Below are 11,105 nucleotides of genomic sequence, written 5' to 3'. Positions count from 1 at the left end.
AGGGTCGGGATCGGGCCCGGGGCGGGGGTCGGGTAGTTCCCGGCGGGCGGGTTCGGCACCCCGGCGGCACCGTTCTGGTACTGCCGCATCCAGCCGGTCACGCTGTTCACGTACTCGCGGGAGTTGTTGTAGCTCAGGATCGCCCGGTCGAGCTGGGCGGCGTCCCCGAGGTTGCGGTCGCCCGCGCACAGGTACAGGCCGGCGCCGAGCGCGGCGTCGTAGATGTTGTTGGGGTCGCGGCGGCCGTCGCCGTTGCCGTCGGCGCCCCAGGTCGCCCAGGTCGACGGGATGAACTGCATCGGGCCGACCGCCCGGTCGTACTGGGTGTCGGCGTCCCACTCGCCCTTGTCGGTGTCGCGGATCTCCGCGAAGCCGTTGCCGTCCAGGCGCGGGCCGCGGATCGGCTTCTCGGTGTACCCGTCGGCCTTGAGGCCGTAACCGGAGGCGTGCACCGACTCGATCCGGCCGATGCCGGCGAGCAGCTGCCAGGGCAGGTGGCAGTTGGGCAGCGCGGCCGCCACCGACACCTCGGCGCGCTTGTACGCGTCCAGGGCGGTCGCCGGGATGCCGCTGGCCCCCTCCTGCGGGACGGTGGGCCCGCCGGTGACCGGCGGGTTCTGCACCAGGTCGGGCAGGTCCAGGCGCGCGTTGCCGCGGTCGTTGGCCTGCGGGCTGTCGGGCGTGGGCTCGGCCTCACCGGCGTCGGCGGTGGGCGAGGTGGTGACGACGGCGGCCGTGGTCAGGCTGGCCGCGAGCGCGGCGGTGCAGAGCACCTTGCGAGACGTCGAGACGAGGTGGCGGTGAAGAGGCTTCACAGTGCGGCGATCCCCCCAAGGCGAGCCGTGAATATCCACTGTCTATCAGGTATTCAACGCCGACTCGCCGCCCACCCTCCCCTTTATGACGAACCATTTGTCTCGGCTTCACCGAACCTCCCCGAAGGGCCGGCCACCGGTGACGGTGGCCGGCCCTGTTCACCCCCGTACGGGGGGAGTTGTCCGCAGGAGAGGGACGGTCAGCCGGTTGCTCCCGTCGGGGTGGTCAGACCGGGCGTCTGCCAGCGCTGCGGGTTGCTGGCGTTGCAGTCCCAGATCTGGAGCTGGGTGCCGTTGTCGGTCCGCCCGTTGGGTACGTCCAGGCACCGGCCGCTGACCGGGTTGAAGAACCCGGAGGTGGCGGTGGGCAGCCAGGTCTGGTTCCACGCGCCGGGGGCGCAGTCCCACGGGATGACCGGCGTGCCGTTGACCGTGCCGCCGCCCTGGATGTCCACGCACTTGCCGGCGATCTTCAGCAGACCGTCCTGCGTCACCTGGAACTTCTGGGCCACGCCGCCGCTGATCTCGTTGCAGTCCCAGATCGAGATCCGGTTGTTGCCGCCGTCGGCGCACTTGGCGCCGGTGATTGCGGAGATCAGCTTGGTCCCGGTCGAGCTGGGGACGGTGGAGTGGGCGTAGACCGCGAGGTTGCTGACCCGGCCGTCGAAGGTGCTGCTCGGGGCGCCCTGGTACTGGTAACGGCCGACGGTCAGCGGACCGGTGGCGTTCCAGGCCTTGTCCTTGGCGTGGTAGCCGGTGCCGGCCAGGGTGCCGTTGACGTACAGCCCGAGGAAGCCGGTGGTGGCGTCGTAGGTGGCGGTCAGCTGGGCCCACGCCCCGAGGGTCACCTTGGCGGCCCCGTTCATGGTCGTGGTCTGGTCGTAGGTCCAGGTGTCGTCGTCCTTCTGGGACATCGCGAACCGCCAGGTGCCGTCGCTGCCCTCGGGCCACAGGATGAACCCGCTGGACCGGGTGCCGGGCTGGCTGAGGACGACCCCGCCGAGCGCGTCGGCCTTGGCCCAGGTCGACACCGTGAAGCTGCGGGTGGTGTCGACGGCCGGGCCGGTGCCGGCGGCGATGCCGCCGGCCGCGCCGCCGGCCAGGTCCAGGACCTTGCCGGGGGTGCCGGCGACGGTGTCGTCGGCCCAGGTGGCGCCGGTCGCGGAGAGCGTGAGCGGGTTGGTGCCGCGCAGGTCGGCGGCGGTGGTGCCGGTGCCCTCGTTCAGCTTCCACTGCGCGGAGGAGATCCGCGCGTCACCCATGGTGTGCTGGTCGCCGAAGCGGACGACCTTGCCGTTCTCGGCGATGCCGTTCCAGGTCAGCAGCCGGTGGCTGCTGTCCTTGGCCCACAGGTCGGGGACGCCGTCACCGCTGGTGTCCCCGGAGGAGCCGATGACCGGCTGGTCGACGGCCTTGACGCCACCGCCGATCTGGGTGCGCTTGGTGTGGTCGCCGAGGGCCGCGGGGTTGCCGCGCTCGTTGGCGTACTGGTAGATCACGCCGGTGTTGTCGTCCCGGGCCCACAGGTCGGGCAGGCCGTCGCCGGTGGCGTCGCCGGGGGCGATCAGGGTCAGGCCCTCCCAGCCGGAGTTGCTGAGGACCAGGACGATCGGATCGGCCAGGGTGCCCGTGGCGCCGGTGCCCTGGAAGAGCAGCAGGCGGCTGCCGGTGCCGTCGGTCTCGATCGTCAGCAGGTCGTTGAACGGGGTCACGCCGTCCTCGGGCCGGGCGTCGCCGACCGCCAGGATCTGCTTGACCCGCGACCAGTTGGACGCGTACTCGCTGCCGCACATGTCACCGGTCGCGGCCACCGTGCAGGTGACCAGCGGCGGCCGCTTGACGGTGAGGGCCTTCGAGGCGTTGTAGTACAGGCCGCCGTTGGCCTCCAGGCCGCCCTGGGTGAGCGAGTTGCGGTACAGCTTGAGCTGTCCGTCGCGCCAGGCCCACAGGTCGTCGATCCGGATGCCGTTGCCCCCGCGGTGGGTGGTCAGGGTGCCCGGGCCCCAGCCGGCGCCGCCGGGGCTGTTGGCCTTGTTGGAGGCGATGACGCCGGCGGCCGACGGGTCGACGGCGGTCGGGTACACCACGAGGTCGCCGCCCGCGGTCGGGGCGATGAAGTCGACCCGCTCGTCACCGGTGATGTCGCCGAGCGTGGTCTTCGCGTTCGGGTTGTCCGGGACGTAGAAGGCGTACGTCTGCTGCTGCGAGCGGTTGCCCGCCTTGTCCACGGCCTGCACGCGCAGGATGTTGGTGCCCCAGGTGGTGGGGGTCAGGTTGATCGAGGCGCTGCCGTCCGCACCGGCGGTGACGGTGTTGGCACCGCCGACCGGGATGGACGAGTTGAACGCCCACTCGTAGGAGACGACGCCGCTGTGGGCGTCGGTGGACCTCAGCGTGAAGGCGCCCTGCTGGCCGATCGACTTGGTGGAGCCCGGCAGCGTACCCGAGGGCGGGTACTCGTTCGAGGTGACGACCGGGACGGACGGCGGCTGGGTGTCGATGCTGAACTTGCAGTCGGACGTGGCCCAGGCGGAGGTCATGTCGCCGTCGCCGCCCTGGACCTTCCAGTAGTAGGTGTGCCCGTCGGAGAGGTTGCCCGGCCACGCCCACACCCAGTGGGTGCCGTTCGTCAGGCCGATCCAGCCGCTGTCGTGGACGAGGGCGTCGCCGTTCGCGTCGTGGACGAAGAAGTGGGCGTCGTTGGGCTGGTTCTCCGGATCGCCGATCCAGGCGCCGATGCCCATGCCCGGGTAGCCCGTGGCACCGATCCAGCCGCAGTGGCCGGGGCCGGACGGGTTCTGCGGGACCGGGGTGGTCACCAGGCCCCAGGGGGTGTACGGGGCGCGGTTGTACTCGATGTAGAAGAACGGCAGCTTGCTCTTGTCGCGCGTGAAGCGCTTGAAGGAGTTGTTGCCGCTGGTCTTCGACTCGTTCGAGGCGAACAGCGCGTACGTGACGTTGCCGCGCCAGGCGTTGCCCGCCAGGTGGTCGCGGACGTCCCACTCACCGCGGGTGGTGGAGCCGGAGCAGCCCGGGCCGCCGGCGCTGTTCATGGACGTCGTGCGCAGCACCTCCCAGTCGCGGGGCTGGGTGCGCCAGGTGATGTTCGACAGCAGCGGCTCGGTGGAGTGCAGGTCCACGTTGTAGCTGTTGGAGCAGGTGGCGTCCGCGGCGTAGGACTGGGTGGCGTTGAACGAGGCCTTCTTGATGCTCTTGTCGCCCAGGTCGCTCGTGTCGAGCTGGACGTAGTAGCGCTCGATGCCGGTGCGGGACTGCCAGCGCTGGTAGCCGACGCCCGGGTCGTACTGGTCGCCGTAGTCGTCGTAGTTGACGGTGTCGGGGTACGCCTCCTGCACCCAGGCCCAGTGCTGGGTGCCGCGGTTGGTCGGCGCCCAGGCGGGGTCGATGTACACGGGGTAGGCCGTCGACGCGTCGTTCAGGAAGGACCGGTCGGGGGTCAGGGCCACGGAGCCCTGGCCGAGTTCGGTGTGCAGCTTGGCCACCTTGGCGTGGGCGCCGGGGCCCTCGCTGTCGGAGGCCGGCTTGGCCCGGTCGTCCGCGGCGCCCGCCTGCTGCGGGGCGGCGGAGCGGGCGAGCCGGGAGAACTTCGGGGTGCCGGTGGGGCGCGGGGCCGGGACGGCCGCTTCGGCGCCGGAGTCCCACATGGTGGGGACCGGGGCGTGGAAGACGGTGCGGCCGGAGGCGTCGGCGGCCTTGAGGTTGCCGCTGCCGTCGGCGCTGACGTTCACGCCCTCGCCCTTGAGGCCCATGGTGAGCCTGGCGAGCTTGGGGTGCCGGGCGGCCTCGGCCGACTTCACCACCAGGATCTGGGAGATCCCGCCGGAGGACTCGGCCGTGACCTTCAGGTCGGTGCCGGGGGCCACCTCGGGGTACGTGGCGCTGGCGCCGTCGAGGACCGGCTCGGGCAGCGCCTCGGGCCAGGTCAGCTCCAGCTTCTTGCCGTCCTGGTCGAGCGTGGCCAGCGGGGCGTTGCCGCCGCCGGACAGCGTCAGCCCGCTGGTGGTGGCCTTCGGCCGGAGCCGGCACCACCACGTCCTACGCCCGCAACACGGCCGCGTGGATGATCGACCGCGTCTCGGAGACCGTCCAGGTCCAGGGCGACTGCGCCACGACGGCGACGGAGTCCACCACCCTGGGCCGCAACCGCACGTACTACGACGGCCAGCCCCACGGCACCCTCACGGGCCCGGGCCAGGTCACGAGCACGGAGGAACTGGACCGCTTCGAGGCGGGCCAGCCGAAGTTCTCGCTGAACTCCACCGTCACGTACGACGCGTACGGCCGCGTGACGAGCGCGACGGACGCGGCGGGCGCGAAGACGACCACGGAGTACACGCCGGCGACGCTGTTCGCGCCGACGTCGATCAAGGTCACCAATGCCAAGGGCTGGGCGACCACGTCGACCTACCACCCGCTGCGCGAGGTGCCGGTCACGGTCGTCGACCACAACGGCCGCACCACCGAGTACGCGATCGACGCTCTCGGCCGCATCACGGCGAGTTGGAAGCCCGGCCGGACGCGGAGCGACGCTGCCAACCAGGTCGTCGAGTACGACCTGACCAACACCGGTACGAGCTCGGTCACCACGAAGACCCTGCGCGCGGACGAGTCCTACGCGACCAGCATCGAGATCCTCGATGCCTTCGGCCAGACCGTCCAGACCCAGGGTGTCACGGCCAACGGCGGCACCGGCCGCGTCATCCGTGACACCGTTTACGACAGCTACGGACGACCCGTCAAGGTCAGCTCGCCGTACTTCAACAACACGGCCTCCGGCCCGGTCAGGACGCGCTTCGTCGCCAACGACGACACCGTCCCGGCCCAGAGCACCGTCAGCTACGACGGCCTGGGCCGCCCGGTCGCCGAGATCTTCTCCTCGAAGGCCGTCGAGCAGTGGCGCAGCACCACCGCCTACCCGGGCGTGGACCGTACCGACTCCACCCCGCCCAAGGGTGACACCGCCACCAGCGTTCACACCGATGCACGCGGGCGCACGGTGGAGAAGCGCCAGTACAAGTCCGGCAGCACCACGGGCGAGTACGACGCGACCCGCTACGCGTACACCGCCGAAGGGCAGCTGAGCCAGGTCACCGACCCGGCCGGCAACGTCTGGAAGTACGGCTACGACCTGCACGGCCGCCAGACCCGGGCGGAGGACCCGGACAAGGGCACGACGGTCACGGCGTTCGACGCCGCCGACCGGCCGGTCTCGGAGACCGACGGCCGCGGCATCACCACGTTCACCAGCTACGACATCCTGGGCCGCCCGACCTCCCGCAACCTCGGCGCGGTCAACGGCACCCAGATCGCCACGTACGAGTACGACGCTCTGGTCCCCGGCCTGCCGACGGCTTCCACCAGCTGGGTGGACGGCAAGCCGTGGCGCCAGGAGATCACCGGGTACGACGACGGGTACCGCCCGACCGGCACCAAGCTCACGGTTCCGCCGGGCGAGGGTGCGCTCAGCACCAGCTACACCACCACGGTGTCCTACGACGCCATCACCGGTGAGGCCGACTTCATGGGCCTGCCCGCCGTCGGCGGGCTGCCCAAGGAATCCCTCTTCATCGGCCGCAACGTCAACGGCCTGCCCGTCTCCCTGGGCAGCTCCACCACCACCTACGTCAACTTCACCGACTACGACGAGCTGGGTCAGGTTCAGCGCACCACTCTGGGCGCCGTGCCCAAGCAGGTCAGCATGACCCACAGCCACGACCCGGCCACCGGTCGCCTGCTGCGCGCGCAGCTCGACAAGCAGGACTCGGCCGGCGCGGTCGACCTCACCGACTACACCTACACCCCGGCCGGTGACGTCACCTCCGTCTCCAGCCAGCAGGGCGCTGTGCGTGACACGCAGTGCTTCACGTACGACCACCTGCGCCGGATGACCCGGGCGTGGACCGACACCGGTACCACCACCACCCAGCCCGGCCCGTCCGTCCCCGGCATCGGCGGTTGCACCAACACCGCACCGCAGCCCGGCAAGGTCGGCGGTCCGGCTCCGTACCACCAGTCGTTCACCTACGACGTCACCGGCAACCGGACGTCGGTCACCGACCACGACCCGGCCGGCGACGCCGCCAAGTCGACGACGACCACCAACACCTTCCCGGCCCCGGGCCAGCCGCGCCCGCACGCCCCGACCTCCACGACGAAGCAGACCGGCACCGGTCCGGCCGTCGCCGGGAGCTCGACCTACGACGCGACCGGCAACACGCTGACGCGTCCCGACGCCGCCGGCGGCGTCCAGACGTTCACCTGGAACCCGGACGGCAACTTGGCTTCGGCGAAGACCGGCGCGGGCACCTCGACCTACGTCTACGACGCCGACGGCAACCGGCTGGCCCGCAAGGATCCGGGCAGGACGACCCTCTTCCTCGGGATGAGCGAGGTCACCCTCGACACCACGACCGGAACGACGGTGGGCACGCGTGCCTACGGTCTTCCGGGCAGCGGTCTCAGCACCGTCCGCTCCTCCAGCGGCAAGCTCTCCTACCTGGCGGCCGACCACCACAACACGGCCACCACCGCGATCGACGCCGCCACCCTTCAGGTGCAGCGTCAGGCCACCAAGCCGTTCGGTGAGGACCGGGGCGCACAGCCCACGTCCTGGCCCAATGAGCGCGGCTTCGTCGGCGGCACCGAGGACAAGGCCACCGGCCTGACCCATCTCGGGGCACGCGAGTACGACACGAGCACGGGCACGTTCCTCTCGGTCGACCCGATCATCGACCCGACCGATCCGCAGCAGCTCCAGGGCTACCTGTACGCGAACAACAGCCCGATGACCTTCTCGGACCCGGACGGCCTGTTCTGGGGTGCGCTGAAGAAGGCCGCCAAGTCGGTCGGCAGCGCGATCAACAAGTACGGTCACACCGCGCTCGACGTGGCCGGCATGATCCCGGTCATCGGTGAGGCCGCCGACCTGGTCAACGGTGTCTGGTACGCCGCCCAGGGCGACTGGAAGAACGCGGCGATGTCCTTCGCCTCGATGATTCCGGTCGCGGGCTCGGCCATCGCCGGTACCCGGCTCGCGGCGAAGACCGTCAAGTACGCCAGCAAGTACACGAGCAAGGTCAGCAAGGCGTCCCCGGTCCGCAAGGTGAGCAGCTGGACGTCCCGCTCCGGGCCGCGCGCGGGTGCCACCAAGGCCGGCGGATCCCGCAGCAGTGCGGCCACGAGCCGGAACAACGGCGCGTGGTCGAAGAGGACCTCACGAAAGGACGCCAACAGCCAGCCCACGGTGATCAAGGGGCGGGACCAGCGGAACGTCGGCGTGCCGAAGAAGGGTCCGGAGTCCGTGACCACCGGGCGGCGTGCCGACGGCGCGACCGTGTTCGCCGGACACGGCACCTTCGGCCGGAACACGGGCAGCTTCATGGTTCCCGAAGGCACGACGCTGCACTTCTACGTTCCCCACAAGAAGACGCTCGGCGACGGTGCGGGGAAGTCGGTGGAACTCGGCAAGGACGCCCCCGATGCCGTCGAGTCGTTCGGACCCGGGTCGATCCTTCCGGATTACATCCTCGGTCCCCCGACCGACCTGAACATCGTCAGTGGTAGCTGGACGGTGACGCGGGACAGCCATATCAGTCAGCTGATCCGCAGGGGTATGGGCGACGTCCACATGGCCATGTGCCGGGAGTTCAATCCCTTCCTCTGATGTCCTGCGAAAGGGCCCCGGCCGCACGGCCGGGGCCCTTTCCCCATCCGCCCCGCGCACGTCACGGCACGTATCCTGGCCTGCCGCGACGCCCTAGCGCCGAAGAAGGAAAAAATGACCTACTACCCCGATCTGGCGACCTACGACTACGACTACCACGCGCCTCCGGAGGGCCTCACCATCGGCTGGCTCGAAGGCGACGAGGCGTTCCCCACCGGGGAATCCAGCGACGAGTTCGTGACGGACCTGCTGGACCTCGGGGCGTTCCTCGACCACAAGGCGCGCGGATTCCACCACTGCACGATCTGCCCGGTCCTCACCGAGCCGATGGCCACGTCGCCCCGGACCGGACAGACCTATCCCCTGGGGCATGCGGAGATCCGCGCGACCGCACCCGACGGAACGCTGTACGTGGCTCCCAATCTGATCATTCACTACGTCCAGGAACACGGCTATCTGCCCCCCACGCAGTTCGTCGAGGCCGTACGCGCCGAAGTGGTCCGGCGGTACCCGGCCGGCTGACCCCGCGGTGCCATGTGACTGAATTCGGGTGATCGCAGGACGGAGGTCGGGCGGGCCGCCGTACGCTCGTTGCTCCGGTACGGGCGGTACGGACGAGGGCGGATCAGCCATGAACGACCTGTCACCACGCGAAGAACGACCCGCGCCTCCCGTGGAGGTGGACGGAACGGCCCATCTCTTCCGCGCCCTGGGTAAACAGATCAAGACGCTGCGCGAGCTGATGGGGCTCACCCAGAAGGAACTGGCGCAGCGGATGCACGTGAGCGAGGACCTGGTCGGGTCCATCGAGCGGGGTGTCCGGCTGCCGCAGCCGGATTTCCTGGAGCGGGCCGATGTGGTCATGGAGGCCCGGGGACTGCTCAGGGCCGCCGTGCCGGACGTGACCGAGGCGCTCAAGAAGGCCCGGATCCGGCACCCGGACTGGTTCCGCCGCTTCGCCGACGCCGAGGCCGATTCCCAGGCCCTCCACTACTACGAGGTCCAGGCCGTACCCGGCCTCCTCCAGACCGAGGCCTACGCCCGCGCCGTCTTCCGCTACCGCCGTCCGCTGCTGGACGAGGAGACCGTCGAGAAGCGCGTCTCGGACCGACTGTCCCGCCAGGTGATCCTGGACCGCTGGCCGTCCCCGACCTTCAGCTTTCTCCTGGAGGAAGCCGTGCTGCACCGCCGCATCGGCGGCAGTGCCGCTCACCGCGAGCAGCTGCGGCGCATCCTGGACATCGGCAGCCGCCGCACGGTCAACCTTCAGGTGATGCCGTTGGACATCGACAAACACCCCTGCCTGGACAGTTCGTTCACGTTGCTGCACCCGAAGGGGCGCCAACTGGTCGCCTACACGGAGACCTACGGCCATGCCGAACTGATCACCGACCCGGAACGGGTCCGCGTCTACAGCGAGCGCTATGGGATCATCCGCTCACTGGCGCTCAGGCCCGACGAGTCGCTGGCCCTGATCGAGAAGATGCTGGGAGAAGGACCATGATCACCACCGAACTGGCCTGGTTCAAGAGCAGCTACAGCAGCGGCGAGGGCGGCAACTGCGTCGAAGTTGCCTACGCCTGGCGCAAGTCCAGCTACAGCGACGGCGAAGGCGGCAACTGCGTCGAGGTGGCCGCCTGCCCCGGGACGGTGCACGTGCGGGATTCCAAGGTGCCGGCCGGGCCGCAGTTGGCGCTGTCGCCGGAGGCCTGGTCCGCGTTCCTCGGGTACGCGGTGTGAGCTGAGCCACGGGAACCGGTCCGCGACCGCGGACAACTGGTGACGTGGACTACTCATTGCACTCCCGGATTCGCGCCGGGGAACCGGAGGCGTTCCGGGAGCTGTTCCGGGCGCACGCCCCGCTCGTGCACCGGCACGCCGTGCGGGTCACCGGGGACCGGTCCCTCGCCGAGGACGTGGTCTCGCTGACCTTCCTGGAGGCCTGGCGGCTGCGCGCCAAGTTGCGCGACGAGGGTGACAGCCCTCGCCCCTGGCTCATGGGCATCGCCGTGAACGTCCTGCGCAACACCACGCGGGCCGCCCGCCGGCACCATCAGGCCCTCGGGCGGCTGCCGGCCAAGGAGACGGTGCCCGACTTCGCCGACGAGCTCGTGGCCCGGCTCGCCGATGCCGACCAACTGGCCGCCGCGCAGCGCGCGCTGGCCAAGCTGCGGCGCGGCGAGCGCGAGGTGTTCACGCTGTGCGTCTGGTCCGGGCTCGGGTACGCCGAGGCCGCCGCCGCGCTCGGCGTACCCGTCGGCACGGTCCGCTCCCGGCTCTCCCGCGCCCGCACCCGGCTGCGCAAGCTCGTCGCGGAGGAATGGGGAGGAATCCGCACGAACGGGGAACCGGCGGACCGCTCCGGACAAGTACCGGGTGGCCGCATCCCCGCGGCCCGGTCGCGAGAGTCGCACGAGGAGGAGACCCGATGATCCGCAACACGTGGCGGCGAGACGCAGCGCCGGACCACGCGGAACTGGGCCGGCTGCTGCCGCCCCCGGGGAGCCCGGAACTGCCGCTCGACCGTCAGCGCCTGCTGGAGGAGCACCTGATGAACGAGTTCCGCGGTTCCGCCGCCGACCCCCGGCCCGCCCCCGCACGGCGGC

Annotated in this window: 7 protein-coding genes; 5 read left to right on the top strand and 2 right to left on the bottom strand. The window is 70.5% G+C overall.

The window, feature by feature from the left end:
- Together EF918_RS25650 and EF918_RS39160 are read right to left on the bottom strand one after the other, a co-directional pair.
- Positions 1-815: lytic transglycosylase domain-containing protein (locus tag EF918_RS25650; protein WP_185921917.1), on the bottom strand; the 815-nt coding region annotated here is incomplete at its 3' end.
- A 200-nt stretch (positions 816-1,015) separates the two neighbouring features.
- Entirely contained in the window at positions 1,016-4,699 is a 3,684-nt protein-coding gene (locus EF918_RS39160) for a ricin-type beta-trefoil lectin domain protein (RefSeq protein ID WP_125650945.1), read from the bottom strand.
- A 197-nt stretch (positions 4,700-4,896) separates the two neighbouring features.
- Here EF918_RS39160 and EF918_RS25640 point away from each other — a divergent pair, with 197 nt between their 5' ends.
- From EF918_RS25640 to EF918_RS25620, 5 genes are all read left to right on the top strand, one after another.
- Positions 4,897-8,499, top strand: a complete 3,603-nt coding sequence (locus EF918_RS25640) for a putative adhesin (protein WP_125650943.1) — start codon at positions 4,897-4,899, stop codon at positions 8,497-8,499.
- 114 nt (positions 8,500-8,613) lie between these two features.
- Positions 8,614-9,021: a hypothetical protein gene (locus EF918_RS25635; RefSeq protein WP_125650941.1), complete on the top strand. Its 408-nt coding sequence runs from the start codon at positions 8,614-8,616 to the stop codon at positions 9,019-9,021.
- A 109-nt stretch (positions 9,022-9,130) separates the two neighbouring features.
- Entirely contained in the window at positions 9,131-10,003 is an 873-nt protein-coding gene (locus tag EF918_RS25630; RefSeq protein WP_125650939.1) for a helix-turn-helix transcriptional regulator, read from the top strand.
- Positions 10,000-10,239, top strand: coding sequence for a DUF397 domain-containing protein (locus EF918_RS25625; protein WP_125650936.1), 240 nt, complete (start codon positions 10,000-10,002; stop codon positions 10,237-10,239). Before EF918_RS25630 ends, EF918_RS25625 begins: the two co-directional genes overlap by 4 nt.
- Before the next feature lie 44 nt (positions 10,240-10,283).
- A complete protein-coding gene (locus EF918_RS25620) occupies positions 10,284-10,931 on the top strand; it encodes an RNA polymerase sigma factor (RefSeq protein WP_125650934.1) in 648 nt (215 codons plus the stop codon).
- The last annotated feature ends 174 nt before the right edge of the window (positions 10,932-11,105 follow it).

Origin of the sequence: Streptomyces sp. WAC06614 (assembly GCF_003949795.1) — a bacterium.
Lineage (GTDB): Bacteria > Actinomycetota > Actinomycetes > Streptomycetales > Streptomycetaceae > Streptomyces.
This window is presented reverse-complemented; position numbering and strand designations above follow the sequence as displayed.

Bases quoted from the DNA above. Each gene is read 5' to 3' on its own strand.
- EF918_RS25640 (WP_125650943.1), top strand. From the start codon at position 4,897: ATGATCGACCGCGTCTCGGAGACCGTCCAGGTCCAGGGCGACTGCGCC.
- EF918_RS25635 (WP_125650941.1), top strand. From the start codon at position 8,614: ATGACCTACTACCCCGATCTGGCGACCTACGACTACGACTACCACGCG.
- EF918_RS25630 (WP_125650939.1), top strand. From the start codon at position 9,131: ATGAACGACCTGTCACCACGCGAAGAACGACCCGCGCCTCCCGTGGAG.
- EF918_RS25625 (WP_125650936.1), top strand. From the start codon at position 10,000: ATGATCACCACCGAACTGGCCTGGTTCAAGAGCAGCTACAGCAGCGGC.